General features: G+C 72.4%; 15 protein-coding genes and 2 tRNA genes. 4 read left to right on the forward strand and 13 right to left on the reverse strand.

The window, feature by feature from the left end; all coding sequences use genetic code 11:
- The first annotated feature begins 74 nt into the window (after positions 1-74).
- Positions 75-743 carry a hypothetical protein gene (locus tag ACFYXV_RS15430; protein WP_389383114.1) on the forward strand — a complete coding sequence of 223 codons (669 nt, stop codon included), beginning with the start codon at positions 75-77 and terminating at the stop codon, positions 741-743.
- 124 nt (positions 744-867) lie between these two features.
- Here ACFYXV_RS15430 and ACFYXV_RS15435 read toward each other — a convergent pair whose 3' ends face one another.
- Entirely contained in the window at positions 868-1,113 is a 246-nt protein-coding gene (locus ACFYXV_RS15435; protein ID WP_385463862.1) for a hypothetical protein, read from the reverse strand.
- A 135-nt stretch (positions 1,114-1,248) separates the two neighbouring features.
- Between ACFYXV_RS15435 and ACFYXV_RS15440 the strand changes: the two genes are divergently transcribed.
- Entirely contained in the window at positions 1,249-1,719 is a 471-nt protein-coding gene (locus tag ACFYXV_RS15440) for a MarR family winged helix-turn-helix transcriptional regulator (protein ID WP_383336753.1), read from the forward strand.
- Positions 1,720-1,732: 13 nt separating this feature from the next.
- Positions 1,733-3,394, forward strand: coding sequence for an MDR family MFS transporter (locus ACFYXV_RS15445; protein ID WP_389383115.1), 1,662 nt, complete (start codon positions 1,733-1,735; stop codon positions 3,392-3,394).
- Positions 3,395-3,476: 82 nt separating this feature from the next.
- On the opposite strand, the gene ACFYXV_RS15450 is transcribed toward ACFYXV_RS15445, so the two are convergent.
- The 12 genes from ACFYXV_RS15450 to ACFYXV_RS15505 form a co-directional block, all read right to left on the reverse strand.
- Positions 3,477-4,130 (reverse strand): TetR/AcrR family transcriptional regulator, encoded by a 654-nt coding sequence (locus ACFYXV_RS15450; RefSeq protein WP_389383117.1) that lies wholly within the window; start codon positions 4,128-4,130, stop codon positions 3,477-3,479.
- A 90-nt stretch (positions 4,131-4,220) separates the two neighbouring features.
- On the reverse strand, positions 4,221-6,488 hold the full coding sequence (locus ACFYXV_RS15455; protein WP_389383119.1) for an ArnT family glycosyltransferase: 2,268 nt from the start codon (positions 6,486-6,488) through the stop codon (positions 4,221-4,223).
- Positions 6,485-7,753 (reverse strand): glycosyltransferase, encoded by a 1,269-nt coding sequence (locus ACFYXV_RS15460; protein WP_385463849.1) that lies wholly within the window; start codon positions 7,751-7,753, stop codon positions 6,485-6,487. The genes ACFYXV_RS15455 and ACFYXV_RS15460 overlap by 4 nt, the downstream gene beginning before the upstream one ends.
- Before the next feature lie 25 nt (positions 7,754-7,778).
- A complete protein-coding gene (locus tag ACFYXV_RS15465) occupies positions 7,779-9,350 on the reverse strand; it encodes a sensor histidine kinase (RefSeq protein ID WP_389383318.1) in 1,572 nt (523 codons plus the stop codon).
- A 23-nt stretch (positions 9,351-9,373) separates the two neighbouring features.
- Positions 9,374-10,141, reverse strand: coding sequence for a response regulator transcription factor (locus ACFYXV_RS15470; RefSeq protein WP_048476651.1), 768 nt, complete (start codon positions 10,139-10,141; stop codon positions 9,374-9,376).
- 87 nt (positions 10,142-10,228) lie between these two features.
- Entirely contained in the window at positions 10,229-11,107 is an 879-nt protein-coding gene (locus tag ACFYXV_RS15475; protein ID WP_389383120.1) for an amidohydrolase family protein, read from the reverse strand.
- Complete coding sequence (locus ACFYXV_RS15480; RefSeq protein ID WP_385463842.1) at positions 11,091-11,429, reverse strand: antibiotic biosynthesis monooxygenase family protein; 339 nt, start codon at positions 11,427-11,429, stop codon at positions 11,091-11,093. Before ACFYXV_RS15480 ends, ACFYXV_RS15475 begins: the two co-directional genes overlap by 17 nt.
- 121 nt (positions 11,430-11,550) lie before the next feature.
- Complete coding sequence (locus ACFYXV_RS15485; RefSeq protein WP_389383121.1) at positions 11,551-12,432, reverse strand: DUF2797 domain-containing protein; 882 nt, start codon at positions 12,430-12,432, stop codon at positions 11,551-11,553.
- Positions 12,429-12,863, reverse strand: a complete 435-nt coding sequence (locus ACFYXV_RS15490) for an Lrp/AsnC family transcriptional regulator (RefSeq protein WP_383497720.1) — start codon at positions 12,861-12,863, stop codon at positions 12,429-12,431. Before ACFYXV_RS15490 ends, ACFYXV_RS15485 begins: the two co-directional genes overlap by 4 nt.
- 123 nt (positions 12,864-12,986) lie before the next feature.
- Positions 12,987-13,352, reverse strand: coding sequence for a PH domain-containing protein (locus tag ACFYXV_RS15495; RefSeq protein ID WP_383336779.1), 366 nt, complete (start codon positions 13,350-13,352; stop codon positions 12,987-12,989).
- A 189-nt stretch (positions 13,353-13,541) separates the two neighbouring features.
- Positions 13,542-13,614, reverse strand: a tRNA-Arg gene (locus ACFYXV_RS15500).
- A 253-nt stretch (positions 13,615-13,867) separates the two neighbouring features.
- Positions 13,868-13,958, reverse strand: a tRNA-Ser gene (locus tag ACFYXV_RS15505).
- Positions 13,959-14,193: 235 nt separating this feature from the next.
- On the opposite strand from ACFYXV_RS15505, the gene ACFYXV_RS15510 reads away from it, so the two are divergent.
- The gene (locus ACFYXV_RS15510) at positions 14,194-14,631 is read left to right on the forward strand and encodes an SSI family serine proteinase inhibitor (protein WP_389383122.1); all 438 of its coding nucleotides are present in this window, start codon (positions 14,194-14,196) and stop codon (positions 14,629-14,631) included.
- Positions 14,632-14,739 lie beyond the last annotated feature (108 nt).

The raw sequence follows: 14,739 nt of genomic DNA on the forward strand, positions 1-14,739 counted from the left end.
GGGTTCCCACCTGACGCAGGGTCAGTGAAACTACGGCGATGCGAGTGGACCGCCGAACGCTCACCCTGACGAGCTTGTGCTGTGCTCTGGCCGCCGCGTACCTGACGGGATGCGGCGGCCCGGCACGTGACGGCTACGCCGCCGCCGGAGCCGTGGCCCCGGGCCCGGAGCGCCGGGCCGGCGACAACGTACCGCCGCAGGCCCCGGTGGAACTCCGGCCACTGGGCGACGGCCCCGCTCGCTCGGCCCCGGCCCCGGCCCCGGCAGGCAGTACGCCGCCCGGTACCCCGGCCCAGGGGAGTGCCGCGGCCTCCGCCCCGGGCGGATCCCCGGCCACCCCGGCCGGGACCGCACAGCCGCCCCAGCCTCCGCCGGAGCAGCCTCCGCCCACCTCGAAGCCCCCCGCCCCCGCCCCGGGGACCACGCCCCCGGGCACGCCGGCGAACCTGACGCTGGGCCCGCCGACCCGCGCCCCGGCGGCGGACCGGTGGTGCGAGAGGGTCACCGTGGCGTTCACCAACACGGGAACGAAACCGGCCACTTCAGGAACGGTGACGTTCTCGACGCACATCATCGGCGCGCTGGGCATCGACTGGGCGACGATGGACACCGTCCAGCCGCTCCCCGCCCCCGTCCCCGGCGGCACGACGAAGGCGCAGACCTACACGGTCTGCGTGGAGTCCTGGCGGGTCCCCCTGGGCATGCACGTGGAAACCCGGAAGGCCACGGCGACCTGGACGTGAGGGCGGCGCCGCACCCCTCGGGCCGTTCCGGCCCTTCAGGCCCTTCCGCCACCTCAGGCCCTTCCGCCACCTCAGGCCGCTCAGGCCCTTCCGGCCCGCCCGGCCCCTCCGGCCTTCCCGGGGGCTACAGGGCCAGCCAGGCCACCAGCCCGATCAGCACCAGGGCGGCGACCCCCACCCCCAGCCACAGCCCGGCCTTCGAGCCGGAGCCCTGCGCGGCCTGGCGCCGGCGGGACCCCGGAGCCACGGGCCCCTGCCCCGGCCCCGGTCCGGCCGGGGCGGCCTCCTCGACGAACGCCCGGAACATCTGAGTGCTGCCCGCGGGGTCGTAGTTGCCCTCGGGTCCCTGTGAGTTGTGGTTCGCAGCCATGCCTCAGGACCCTAGCGGGTTTTCCGATTCCTTTACCGCCCCCACCCCCCTATTCATTTGCCTGTAGCAACCAATCGATCCTATGGTTGCCCTAAGCAACAACATCCGTGACGAGGAAAGGGAGGGGGGAGCCCCATGACCACCGAAGCCCAGACGCTGCAAGCGCCACCGGCGCCGCCCGCGCCACACACCCCCACCACCCGCTACGAAGAGCTGGCCCGCCAGCTCACCGGCATCGGTGCGGTCAAGCGGGACCTGGCCCGCCTGCTCCCCCCGGACTGCCCGCCCGGCTCCGCCGCCGTCCTCACCCTGCTCGACCGCCACGGCGAAATCCGGCTCAGCCGCCTCGCCGACCTCATGGCCATCGACATCTCGGTGACCAGCCGCCACGTCGCCCACGTCGCCGACCGCGGGTGGATCACCCGCGACATCGACCCCGGCGACGGCCGCTGCCGCATCCTGCGGCTCACCCCGGCCGGCCACGCCCTCCTCGCCGAGGTCGGCGCCCGCTACACCGGTGCGCTGGAAAAGGCCCTGGCCGACTGGTCCCCGCACGACATCGACGTACTCAACACCTTGCTGACCCGGCTCCGATCGAGCTTCTAGACAAAGGAAACACATGGCGACCACCGCACCCACCGGTGTGCAGGGAGGCAGCCGGTCGGAGACCACGTCCGACCCCGCGTCCGCCCCCGGCTCCCACGCCCCCATGACCCACGCCCAGATCATGAAGGCGCTGTCCGGCCTGATGCTGGGCATGTTCGTGGCGATCCTGTCGTCCACGATCGTCTCCAACGCCCTGCCCCAGATCATCAGCGACCTCGGGGGCACGCAGTCCTCGTACACCTGGGTCGTCACCGCCGCCCTGCTGTCGATGACGGCCGCGACCCCGCTCTGGGGCAAGCTGTCCGACCTCTTCAGCAAGAAGCTGCTGGTCCAGATATCCCTGGTGATCTACGTCCTCGGCTCCGTCGTGGCGGGCCTGTCCCAGAACACCGGCATGCTCATCGCCTGCCGCGTCGTCCAGGGCATCGGCGTCGGCGGCCTCTCCGCCCTCGCCCAGATCGTGATGGCCGCGATGATCTCCCCGCGCGAGCGCGGCCGGTACAGCGGCTACCTCGGCGCGGTCTTCGCCGTCGCCACCGTCGGCGGCCCGCTGCTCGGCGGAGTCATCACCGACACCTCGTGGCTCGGCTGGCGCTGGTGCTTCTACGTCGGCGTGCCGTTCGCGATCATCGCCCTGATCGTCCTCCAGCGGACCCTGCACCTCCCGGTCGTCCGCCGCGACGTCAAGGTCGACTGGCTCGGCGCCTTCCTGATCAGCGGGGCCGTGTCCCTGCTCCTGATCTGGGTCACGCAGGCCGGCGACTCGTACGACTGGATCTCCTGGACCACCGCGGCCATGACCGGCGGCGCCGTCCTCCTCGGCCTGCTCTTCCTCCTGGTCGAGTCCAAGGCGAGCGACCCGATCATCCCGCTGCGCCTGTTCCGCAACAAGACCATCACCCTCGCCTCGGCCGCCTCCCTGTTCGTCGGCATCGCGATGTTCTCGGGCACGGTGTTTTTCAGCCAGTTCTTCCAGTTGGCCCGCGGCGAGTCCCCCACGATGTCCGGAATCCTCACGATTCCGATGATCGGCGGACTCTTCGTCTCCTCCACGGTTTCCGGTCAGGTGATCACCAAGACCGGTAAGTGGAAGGCCTGGCTCGTCTCCGGCGGCGTCCTTCTGACGGCCGGTCTCGGTCTGCTGGGCACCCTGCGGTACGACACCCCGTACTGGCACATCGCGATCTACATGGCGCTGACCGGCCTCGGTCTCGGCATGATGATGCAGAACCTCGTCCTCGCCACCCAGAACCAGGTGGCCCCCGAGGACCTGGGCTCGGCCAGCTCGGTCGTCACCTTCTTCCGCTCGCTCGGCGGCGCCATGGGCGTCTCGGCGCTCGGCGCGGTCATGGCCAACCGGGTCACCCAGTACGTCAAGGACGGGCTGGCCGAACTCGGTCCGAAGGCGGCGGCGATGGGCCACGGCGGCACCGCCAGCGGAGGGATCCCCGACCTCGACAAGCTGCCCGCGCCGTTCCGCACGGTCATCGAGTCCGCGTACGGGCACGGCGTCGGCGACGTCTTCCTCTACGCGGCGCCGTTCGCGCTGCTCGGGCTCGTCCTGGTGCTGTTCATCAAGGAGGTCGCGCTGAAGTCGAAGCCCGCGTCCCACGCGCCGACGGCGTCGGCGTCGGTGGCGACGGCCCCGGCTGCGGCCGCGGCCACCGCGGAGTAGCGACGGCGAGCGGTACCCGCCGGCCCCCGTCGGGCCGCCCCTCCCCTCTGACAGGACGGGAGCGGTGCCCGGCGGGGGTTTCCTATGCCCCCGGCCGGGCGGCGGCCTTGGCCTCGATGCCCGCGATCAGGACGTCGAGCGCGAGGGCGAAGTCCCCGTCGGGCGCCCGCCGGGCGACGCCGCCGCAGCCGTGCAGGAACTGCGACACGGCCAGGTGCGCGCCGGTCCGGCAGGCACCCGCCAGGCCGGTGGCGTCGAGCAGCCGCTGCAAGGCGGAGTCGAAGGCGCGGGCGTGCGGGCCGATGTTGGGGTAGGCGGCGGTCAGCGGGGCCACCCACGGGTGCTCCGCCAGCAGCCGCCGGTACCCGCAGGCCAGCGACCTCAGCCGGCCGGTCCAGCCGTCCTGGGGCGGCGCGGGGGGTGCGGCCGGATCGGCCGGGGCGCTGCGGGGCAGCGGGAGCTCGCCCAGGGCCCTGTCCAGGGCGAGTTCGAGCAGGTCGTGCTTGGTGTCGACGTACCAGTACAGGGACATCGCGGTGACCCCGAGCCCGGCCGCGAGCCGCCGCATCGAGAACCGGGCCAGCCCCTCGGCGTCGAGCAGCCGGACGGTGGCTCCGGTGATCCGGTCCCGGTCGAGGCCCGAGGGCGCCTCGCTGCGGCGCCTGGCGGGTGCGGAGTGCCGGGGGGCCAGCCACACGCTGGTCCGGGAAGCGCCGGGATCGGCCGTGGTCACCATGGAGGCACCCTCCTCACGACAACTGGATCAGCCCGGAATGCCCGGTCCGCCCACTTGATGCTAGAGGGTGCCTCCCGCGTTCCGGCAGGTTCAGGACGGGGCGGACGTGCCGTTCAGGGGGGCGGTCAGGTCGTAGAAGGTGGCTCCACCGAGCGTGGTGGCCTTGAAGTTGGCCTTGACCCAGCTCGTGATGGCGCTGCTGGTGCCACCACCCGGGCCTCCGCCCTGACCGCCGCCAGGGCCGCCACCCTGACCGCCGCCCGGGCCGCCGCGCATGCCCTGGGCCTCGCCGCCCGAGCCGCCGCCCTCACCGACGAAGTAGTGGATCTTCCCGGCGCGCACGTACTCCTGGAACTTGGCGAGCGTCGGGGACGGGTCGCTGCCGTTGAAACCGCCGATCGGCATCACCGGCTCGCCGGAGGCCAGCTGGTAGCTCGCCGCGTTCTGCGCGCCGACGGCGGCCGCCGCCCAGGTGTACTTCCCCGCGTCCTTGCGCAGGGCGGCCGTGGCCTCCTTGCCGGCCTTCGTACCGTTCAGCAGGCCGCCGAAGCCGCCGCCACCGCCGGGGCCGCCCGCGGAGTTCTCCATGCCGCGCGCACCGCGCCCGCCGCCGGGGAAACCCTGACCGCCGGGGAATCCCTGACCGCCGGGGAACTGCCGGGAACCGCCCTGCGAGCCGCCGCCTCCGGGCCCGCCCTGCTGCGGGGCGCCCTGCGGCATCCCCTGCGGGAGGGCGCCCGGCGGGAGTTCACCGCCGCCGAAGCGCATGCCCATGCCGCCCATTCCGCCCCGGCCGCCCGAGACCGCCGGGCCGGCCGTCACGATCGACCCGCCGCGCGTGGAGTCCACGGTCGTCAGGCAGTACGCGAGCGGGCCGGCCAGCCCCGCCGCCAGCCCCAGCCCCGCCGCGCCCAGCGCGAACCGCCGGCCGAGCCGGGAGCCGACCAGCAGGCCGGCGGCGGCGACGAGACCGGCCGCGAGCACCGTCCAGCGCAGCCAGGGCAGGTAGCCGGTCGAACGGCCGAGCAGGACGTACGACCACCAGGCGGTCAGGGCGAGGGTGCCGGACAGGGTGATCGCGGCGGCCCTGCCGCCCCGCTCCTCCCACAGCATGGCCACGCCCATGCCGACCAGCGCGGCCACGAACGGCGCCAGCGCCACCGTGTAGTACTCGTGGAAGATGCCCTGCATGTAGCTGAAGACGAGCCCCGTGGTCAGCAGGGCGCCACCCCACACCAGGAACGCCGCCCGGGCCATGCCCTCCAGGGAGTCGGCGGACCGGCGGGCCCGCCAGGTGATCACGAGTCCTGTGACGAGCATGACCAGGGCCGCCGGGAGCAGCCAGGAGATCTGACCGCCGATGTTGGCCGAGAAGAGCCGGGCGATGCCGGTCTCTCCCCAGCCGCCCCCGCCCCCGCCGCCTCCGCCGGGGCGGGCTCCGCCGCCTACGCTGCCGGTCTCGTTGCCGTTGATCCGGCCGAGGCCGTTGTACCCGAGGGTGAGTTCCAGGAAGGAGTTGTTCTGCGAGCCGCCGATGTACGGGCGGGAGGAGGCGGGCCAGAGTTCCACGATCGCCACCCACCAGCCGCCGGCCACCACCATGGCGGCTCCGGCGAGCAGCAGCTGGCCGAGCCGCCGGCGCAGCCGGGTCGGCGCGCAGACCGCGTAGACGAGGGCGAGCGGAGGCAGGATGACGAAGGCCTGGAGGGTCTTGGTCAGGAAGGCGAAGCCGACCGCGACGCCCGCCCAGACGAGCCACTTGGTGTGGGCGCCGTCGAGGGCGCGCAGCACGCAGTAGACGGTGACGGTCATGAGCAGGGCGAGCAGCGCGTCCGGGTTGTTGAACCGGAACATCAGCGCGGCGACCGGGGTGAGCGCGAAGACCGCGCCGCTGATCAGTGCGGCCGCGGGCCCGAAGTGACGCCGTACGGCGGCGTAGAGCACGGCGGTGGTGCCGACGCCCATCAGGGCCTGCGGGACGAGGATCTGCCAGCCGCCGAGCCCGAACAGCCGGACGGACAGGGCCATGGGCCACAGGGCGGCCGGGGGCTTGTCGACGGTGATGGAGTTCCCGGCGTCGGAGGAGCCGAAGAAGAAGGCCTTCCAGCTCTCGCTGCCCGCCTGGACCGCTGCGGAGTAGAAGGAGTTGGCGTAGCCGGAGGCGCCCAGGTTCCACAGCAGCAGGACGGCGGTGGCCAGCAGGAGCGCCACGTACGCGGGCCGCTCCCAGCGGGGACGTCCGGCGGTCGTGGTACCGGCCGCGGAGCCGGGCTCGGAGCCGGGCGCGGTCGGCGCGGTCCGGGCGGTCGGGGCCCGTTCGGGGAACGGGGAGTCCATGGGTGGTACGGCCGTGGTCATCGGTTGTCGTCCTTCGCGGGAGTGGCGCGCCGCTCGGGGAAGACCCAGGCGCGGAAGAGCAGGAACCTCAGCACGGTCGCGGCGAGGTTGGCCGTGATCAGTACGGCCAGTTCGGTGCTGTGGGAGGGCGCGGAGGTGGCCGCGCCGAGCGCGGCGAGCGATCCGCTGGTCAGGGCCAGTCCGACGCCGAACACGACGAGGCCCTGGGCCTGGTGCCGTACGGCCTGGTCCCGGCCGCGGACCCCGAAGGTGAGCCGGCGGTTGGCGGCGGTATTGGCGACGGCGGATACCAGCAGGGCTCCGGCGTTGGCGAGCTGCGGTCCGGCGCCGAGCCGGAAGAGGGAGTACAGGGCGAGGTAGACCAGCGTGGACAGCACCCCGACGGCGCAGAAGCCCAGGAGCTGGCGGGCCAGCCCGCGCGGCACTCCGGGCAGGGCGCTGCGGTCGCGCGGGTCGTCGCCGAAGGGGCGGGCGAGCCTGTCGAGCGGCAGCGCGCCGACTGCGAGGGCCCTGCCCACCCGCCACATGCCCTTGAGGTCCTCGGTGGCGGTGCTGACGATGTGGACGGTGGAGTCCGGGTCGTCCACCCAGTCCACGGGGACCTCGTGGATCCGCAGCCCGGCCCGCTCGGCGAGGACCAGCAGTTCGGTGTCGAAGAACCAGCCCGAATCCTCCACCAGCGGCAGCAGCCGCTCGGCGACCTCCCGCCGGATGGCCTTGAACCCGCACTGGGCGTCGCTGAAGCGGGCGGAGAGGGAGGAGCGCAGGAGCAGGTTGTAGGCGCGGGAGACGAACTCGCGCTTGGCTCCGCGCACCACGCGCGAGGAGCGGGCGAGACGGGTGCCGATGGCGAGGTCGGAGTGCCCGGAGATGAGCGGGGCGACCAGCGGGAGCAGCGCGTTGAGGTCGGTGGACAGGTCCACGTCCATGTACGCGAGGACGGGCGCCTCGGAGTCGGACCAGACCGTCCGCAGCGCCCTGCCTCGGCCCTTCTCCTCCAGCCGGGTACTGCGCACGCCGTCGACCGCGGCGGCGAGGGCGGCCGCGACCTCGGGGGTGCGGTCGGTGCTCGCGTTGTCGGCGATCGTGATGCGGAACGGGTACGGGAACGTACGGGTGAGGTGGTCGTGGAGCCGGCGCACGCAGGGGCCGAGGTCCTTCTCCTCGTTGAAGACCGGGATCACCACGTCGAGTACGGGCTCACCGGGCACGGGCGCGAGGTGCGCCCGTGCCGGAAGGGCGCCGGAGGAGGTGTCGGTTCGCATGTACCGACCTTCTCCGGGCGGGCTGTCACCGCTGTGTGGTGAGCCTGTGCCCCGTCTGTGAGTCCGTCCGGAAGCCCGCCCGGGTGTCCTTGCCCGAGGTCTGGTCCGGGGCCAGCGGGAGCAGGACCTCGAAGCAGGTGCGGCCCGGCTCGCTCCGTACGTCCACCTGTCCACCGTGCGCCGTCACGACGGCCTCGACGATGGCCAGCCCCAGGCCGGTGGAGCCCGCAGCCCGGGAACGGGAGGCGTCACCACGGGCGAACCGTTCGAAGACGTGGGGGAGCAGGGCGGCCGGGATTCCCGGCCCGTCGTCCTCGATCCTCAGCCGGGCGGCGGATGTTTCACGTGAAACATGGGCCGTGACGGTGGTGCCGGGCGGGGTGTGCGTGCGGGCGTTGGCGAGCAGGTTGACCAGGACCTGCTGGATCCGGGCCGGGTCGGCACGGATGGGCGCGGGCTCGTCGGGGAGCTCAAGGCGCCAGTGGTGTTCGGGGCCGGCGGCCCGCGCATCGCTGACGGCGTCGACGACGAGCGGGGCGAGGTCGGTGTCCTCGGAGCTGAGGGGGCGGCCGGCGTCGAGCCGGGCGAGCAGCAGCAGGTCCTCGACGAGGCCGGTCATCCGGGTGGCCTCGGACTCGATGCGGCCCAAGGCGTGGCGGGTGTCGGGGCCGGGCTCCTCGCGTCCCCTGCGGGTCAGTTCGGCGTAGCCGCGGATGGAGGCGAGGGGGGTGCGCAGCTCGTGGCTGGCGTCCGCGACGAACTGACGGACCCGGGTCTCGCTCTGCTGGCGGGCCGTGAGGGCGGAGGAGACGTGCCCCAGCATCCGGTTGAGGGCGGCTCCGACCTGTCCCACCTCGGTACGGGGGTCGGCCTCGGCGTCCGGGACCCGCTCGTGGAGGGCGGGTTCGCCGCTGTGCAGGGGGAGTTCGGAGACGCGGGTGGCGGTGGCCGCCACTCGGCGCAGCGGGCGCAGGGCGACCCCGACCAGGGCCTGCCCGGCGAGGGAGGCCGCGATCAGCCCGGCGAGGGTGACGAAGACTTCCACGGCGATCAGCGTGCTCACGGTGGAGTCGACCTCGGCGAGCGGGAAGCCGAGGATCAGGCTCCCGTCCGGAGCGGTGAGCACCCGGTACGCCCCGAGGTCAGGCAGGTCCAGGTTCACGGCGCCCGGCATGCCCTGACCGGCGGCCTTGCGGGCGGCCTTCGCCAGGGCATCGGTCTGGGCCGCGGTCAGGCGCTGGATGTGGTCGTACCCCGGCCCGCCGAGGGCGGCGCTGCGGGCCGTACTGGCGACGGTGCCGTCGGCGAGGAGACGGATTCCGGCGGCGCCCAGCGGGGATCCGGGGGCCAGGACGAACTTGTCGTCCTTGTCGCGGACCTCCTTCTCCCCGAGGGGCTTGCGGATGCCCATCTCCACGGAGACCCTCAGCTGGTCGTCGAGTTTGTCGACCAGGTACGAGCGCAGCGCGAGGGTGGTGACGGCCCCGATGGCCGTGCCCACCACGGCGATCAGCGCCACCGCCGAGACGACGAGCCGGGCCCGCAGGGACCAGGAGCGGACCGGGCGGAAGAAGCGGAGCGGGCGGGAGGCGCGCAGCGGCCGCGGCGGGCGGCGGGCCACTACTCGGCCGGCTTGATCAGGTAGCCGGCGCCGCGCCGGGTGTGGATCATCGGCGGGTAGCCGGGGCCGCTCTCCAGCTTGCGCCGCAGGTAGGAGATGTACAGCTCGACGACGTTGGCCTGGCCGCCGAAGTCGTACGACCACACCCGGTCCAGGATCTGCGCCTTGCTCAGCACGCGCCGCGGGTTGCGCATCAGGTAGCGCAGCAGCTCGAACTCGGTGGCGGTCAGGTGGATCTCCCGGCCGCCCCGGGACACCTCGTGACTGTCCTCGTCGAGCCGCAGGTCGCCGACGGCGAGGACGGAGCCCCCGCGGGCGGCCTGCGCCGCGCCCGAGCGGCGGACCAGGCCGCGCAGCCGGGCCACGACCTCCTCCAGACTGAACGGCTTGGTGACGTAGTCGTCGCCGCCCGCCGTCAGGCCCGCGATGCGGTCCTCGACGGAGTCCTTCGCGGTCAGGAACAGCACCGGGAGCTGCGGGATCTCCCGGCGCAGCTGCCCGAGGACGGCGAGACCGTCCATGTCGGGCAGCATGATGTCGAGGACCACGACGTCCGGGCGGAACTCCCGCGCGGCCCGCACCGCGCCGGCCCCGTCGCCCGCGCTGCGGACTTCGCAGCCCTCGTAGCGCAGGGCCATGGAGAGCAGCTCGGAGAGCGAGGCCTCGTCGTCGACGACGAGTACCCGGCAGGGGCCGCCGTCCGGCCGGACGAGGGCCGTCGGGTTGCTGGTGGACGTGGACGCGTGGGCGGTGGTCGTCGCAGTCATGCGACCACGCTGACCGCGGCCTCTGAGAGCGTTCTTGTCCCTACCTGTGAATTCCCTGAGAAACCCCGGTGCTGCCGGGCACACCGCTCAGACCAGCCGGAACAGCCGGGCCCCGTTGTCGTGGCAGACCGCGCGCAGCCAGTCGTCGCCGAGGCCTAGCCGTTCCAGTGCCTCCAGCTGGTGCTCGTAGGGGTACGGGATGTTCGGGAAATCGGTGCCGAGCAGGATCCGGTCGCCGAGGTCCGCGAGCCGCCCGAGCTCGGTGTCCGGGAAGCTGCGGAACCGCTCGGAGAAATCGGTGAAGGCCATGGTGGTGTCGAGGCGCACCGCGGCGTACCGGTCGGCGAGGACCAGGAAGTCGGCGTACTCGGGCATGCCCATGTGCGCGACGATCAAGGGGAGCCGGGGGTGGCGGGCCAGCAGCCGGGCGATCGGCTCGGGTCCGGTGTGCTTGGCCGGGACCGGCCCCGATCCGCAGTGGATCACCGTCGGGATGCCCGCCTCGGTGAGCAGCCCCCAGACGGGGTCGAGCAGGTCGTCGTTCGGGTCGTACCCGCCGACCTGGAGGTGCGCCTTGAAGACCCGGGCCCCGGCTTCGACGGCTTGGCGGACGTACGCCCCGGCCCCCTCCTCGGGGAAGAAGGTCGCGGTGTGCAGACAGTCGGGGGTCCGGGCCGAGAAATCGGCGGACCAGGAGTTGAGCCAGGCGGCCATCGCCGGCTTGTGCGGGTAGAGCATGGAGGTGAAGGCCCGGACTCCGAACTCCCGCAGGAGCGCGACCCGCTGCTCCTCCTCGTGCCGGTAGGTGATGGGCCACTCGACGCCGTTCAGCGGTCCGAAGGCGTCGAAGTAGTCCCACACCTTCGCCAGGACCCGCTCGGGCATGAAGTGCGTGTGGACGTCGACCAGTCCGGGCAGCCCGAGCCGCTCCCGGAAGGCGCGGACCGCGTCAGCCGTTGCGGGCAAAGCCGTGGCTCCGTTCGACGGTCGCGACGTGCAGGGTGTAGCTCTCGTACCAGTCGGCGCGGCCCTTCTTCATGGCCGCCTGGTGCTCCAGGTCCTGCCGCCACTGGGCGAGGGACTCGTGGTCGCGGAAGTAGGCGACGGTGATGCCGAGGCCTCCGGGGGTGCGGGCGGACTCGTAGCCGAGGAAGCCCGGGTTGGCGCTCACGATCTCTTGCATCCGGTCGAGGACTTCCGGGTATCCGGTGTCGTCAGGCGTGCGGATGTTGCTGAAAACCGCCATCACGTACGGCGGTTCGAAGGCGGGTACGGGCTGGATGCTCATGCCCACCACCTTCCGCAGCAGCCCCCCGGCATGTCCACCGGAACGGGGCCCGGGAGCCCAAAGGGATCCAAGTTTTGACCTTGGACGTCCTGGTGGCGACGAGGGCGGCGGCCGCGGTGGTTCAGAACAGCCCGTCCTGCCCTCCGGGGGCGGCGAGCGGTGGCAGTTCGGCGACGCGTACGGCGGTCGTGGCGTCGGCGTCGGGGGCGACGAGCTCCCAGCCGGCGAGCAGCCGGCTGTCCACCACGAGGCCGTCCGCGAAATGCAGATCCGGACCGGCCGCACCGACGAGCCGGCCCACGACCGCCCCGCCGGGGGCCATCGCGGTGACCACCCGGGCCGGGGCGGGCAGCCCGTCCAGCCCGAACGGCCCTGCGTGATCGTCGATTTCGCACTCCAGGCGCTCCAGCGACTCCGGCCACCCCGGCAGGGCCGCGGCCCTGGCGTGCAGCTCCGCGACCTCCCGGGCCCGGTCGGCCGCCGCCGGCAGGTGGCCTCGTACGGCGCGCTTGCGGGCGTACGCGATCCGGTCCGGCACGCCCAGGGCGGCCCGCAGCAGCTCCTCGGTACGGCGGGTGGCCATCAGCGGCCCCCGCCCCAGCCAGCTCCAGGTCACCGCCCCCTGCTCCAGCAGCCGGACCGGGCCGCGCTCCTCGGCGGTGATGCCGACCTTGACCATCTCGGGCCCGAACCATGCCAGGTAGACGCGGTAGGTGCGCGGATCGGCGGCGTTGGTGTCGGCGGCCACCGAGAAGGACCGGTCCAGACGGGCGCATTCGGGGCACTGGGCGTTGCCGGCCCGGCCGGGAACGGCGGCGGCCGTAGGGCACGGGGTCCGCTTCCCGGCCCGCCGCACACCGAGGCACCGGCGCTCCCCGCGGGCCTCGAACGCCAGCCTCTGCCCGTACGCGAGCGGACTGTCGCGCTCGCCTCGCCCCTCGGCGCACCACCCGATGGCGGGAACGCCGCCGCTCCACCGGATGCCGGTGCACCGCCAGGTCACAGCGGGAGCGGGCGCTCGAAGAAGGTGTCCAGCACGACGGTGGCGTGCGTACCGCTGACGCCGTCGACGGCGTAGAGGCGGCGCAGGACGTCCTGGAGCTGTTCGGTCGTGGCCGTGCGCACCTTGACCAGGACCGAGGCGCTCCCCGCGATGATGTGCGCCTCCTGGATCTCGGCGATCGCCTCGAAGGCCTCCTTCGAGTCCCCCATCCAGGCGTTGGAGTCGACCATCACGTACGCGAGCACCCCGCTGCCGACGGCCGCGGGATCCACCTCGACCGTCGTGCGCCGGATGACCCCGCGCTCGCGCAGCTTGCGCACGCGTTCGTGGGTCGCTCCGGCCGAGAGCCCCACGGCGGTGCCGAGGGCGGCGTACGACTGGCCCGCGTCCTGCTGCAAGCGGCGGACGAGCGCCCGGTCGATGTCATCCACGCGATTTTCCTCCCACATCCCCTGAAAACCTGGGGTCGACAGTACAGGATTCTCAAATCCCACCCTATGACCGAATCAGGTTCAGCAGAGCGCGGAGCCAGGCGGAAGAAGCGCCCCACGCCCCTATCGTGCGACGAACTGCGTGAGGACGGCCTGCACCTCGTAGATGTCCACGCCCTTGGTGAAGGTCTTCTCGATCGGCGTCGCGCTCCCCGACAGCCAGATCTTGAGCTCGGCGTCGAGATCGAAGTGCCCGGCGGTCTCCACGGAGAAGTGCGTGATACTCCGGTACGGGATGGAGTGGTACTCCACCTTCTTCCCGGTGAGCCCCTGCTTGTCGACGAGCACGAGCCGCCGGTCGGTGAACAGGATCGTGTCGCGTATCAACAGGTACGCGGCGTGCACCTGCTCTCCCTGCCCGAGCAGCCGCGCGTAGTCCCGCTGCGCCGACACCGGATCGACAGTGTGCGCGTTCCCGAACAGCCCCATGACAGTCCCCTCTCTCGCGGCCCGACCCGCTGCGAACCGTCTTCAAGGACCGTATCCACCCCCGGACCGGCGATCATCCCCCGCAGGACCGACCCCGACCCCCGGACAACCCCGAGGCCCTCCTCCCCTCCAAGAAGGACCCGGGCAACGCAAGAGGCCCCCCGGCGAACCGGGGGGCCTCTCAGGCTGTGCACTCGGCAGGATTCGAACCTGCAACCTTCTGATCCGTAGTCAGATGCTCTATCCGTTAAGCTACGAGTGCTTGGGCTTCTCGGGGTTTTGCGCCCCGTTGGCCTTGCGAGAACAACAATACATGGACCTCGGCGGGACGCGAAATCCATTAGCCAAACCGGCCCTGACCTGCGGAAATGCTTCAGACGAAGATCATCCGAAGCGGTTCGCACCGACGCCGGGGCGGGGTTGGGGTGGTGGTCGGCCTGGCCGGAACGCGTCAAAAGCAAGACCCCGGAACGCACCGAAGCCCCGGTCCGTCAGGACCGGGGCTTCGGCAGGTGCGGAGGCGGAGGGATTTGAACCCTCGATGGGCTTTAAGACCCAAACCGCATTAGCAGTGCGGCGCCATAGACCGGACTAGGCGACGCCTCCAGCACACCCCCGCGTAGGAGGGTGCGTGCAGATGATGACACAGCCACCCGGCCGCTCACCAATCCGCTCCCACGGTACAAGGACAGCCGCCGCCAGAGCAAAGCCTTAAGCCGCCCGGCACGCGCCCTTGCCGTATATCCGCACTCCCGTGCGTCCGCTCTCCCGTGCGTCCGCAACGTCGGCGGGCGCACGTCGTTGGTCAGGCGTACGACGTACGGACGACCTGGAGTGCCCCATGCTGCGTCTCGCCGCCTTCGCCGTCACCTCCGCCCTGGCCGCCTCGGCGGCCACGGCAGCCGGGCCCCTGCCCCCGCTGGCGCCGCTGAGCCGACTGCTGGCCGCACCCGACCGCCTCACCATCGCCGTGTCCGCCACCGGCAACCCCCGGGCGAACGGCGAGTACCTGCTGGAGTGCGACCCCGTCGGCGGGAACCACCCCGAGGCCGAGCGGGCCTGCGAGCGCCTCGGCGTCCTCGCGAACCAGGGCAAGGACCCCTTCGCCCCGGCCTCCAAGCGGCAGATCTGCACCATGCAGGACGGAGGTCCGGCCACCGCCCACATCACCGGAACCTGGCAAGGCCGCAAGGTGGACGCGACGTTCCGGCGGACCAACGGATGCGAGATCGCCCGCTGGAACAACCTGGAACCTGTGCTTCCGGGTGGGCGCTCCTGACCTGGGAGGATGCGAAGGATGCACGGTATCCACCGAACATCCGCCACCTCAGGCCGGGGCCGTGCCCTTAGACTCCTCCCGTGACATGCCGGTAGTTGTGGTCAGGGA

It is taken from the genome of Streptomyces sp. NPDC002181 (assembly GCF_042890485.1).
Lineage (GTDB): Bacteria > Actinomycetota > Actinomycetes > Streptomycetales > Streptomycetaceae > Streptomyces.

Excerpts from the sequence above, each read along its gene's own strand:
- ACFYXV_RS15450 (WP_389383117.1), bottom strand. The coding sequence starts at position 4,130 with ATGGTGACCACGGCCGATCCCGGCGCTTCCCGGACCAGCGTGTGGCTG.
- ACFYXV_RS15455 (WP_389383119.1), bottom strand. The coding sequence starts at position 6,488 with ATGACCACGGCCGTACCACCCATGGACTCCCCGTTCCCCGAACGGGCC.
- ACFYXV_RS15460 (WP_385463849.1), bottom strand. The coding sequence starts at position 7,753 with ATGCGAACCGACACCTCCTCCGGCGCCCTTCCGGCACGGGCGCACCTC.
- ACFYXV_RS15445 (WP_389383115.1), top strand. The coding sequence starts at position 1,733 with ATGGCGACCACCGCACCCACCGGTGTGCAGGGAGGCAGCCGGTCGGAG.
- ACFYXV_RS15495 (WP_383336779.1), bottom strand. The coding sequence starts at position 13,352 with ATGGGGCTGTTCGGGAACGCGCACACTGTCGATCCGGTGTCGGCGCAG.
- ACFYXV_RS15470 (WP_048476651.1), bottom strand. The coding sequence starts at position 10,141 with ATGACTGCGACGACCACCGCCCACGCGTCCACGTCCACCAGCAACCCG.
- ACFYXV_RS15510 (WP_389383122.1), top strand. The coding sequence starts at position 14,194 with ATGCTGCGTCTCGCCGCCTTCGCCGTCACCTCCGCCCTGGCCGCCTCG.
- ACFYXV_RS15435 (WP_385463862.1), bottom strand. The coding sequence starts at position 1,113 with ATGGCTGCGAACCACAACTCACAGGGACCCGAGGGCAACTACGACCCC.
- ACFYXV_RS15440 (WP_383336753.1), top strand. The coding sequence starts at position 1,249 with ATGACCACCGAAGCCCAGACGCTGCAAGCGCCACCGGCGCCGCCCGCG.
- ACFYXV_RS15480 (WP_385463842.1), bottom strand. The coding sequence starts at position 11,429 with ATGAGCATCCAGCCCGTACCCGCCTTCGAACCGCCGTACGTGATGGCG.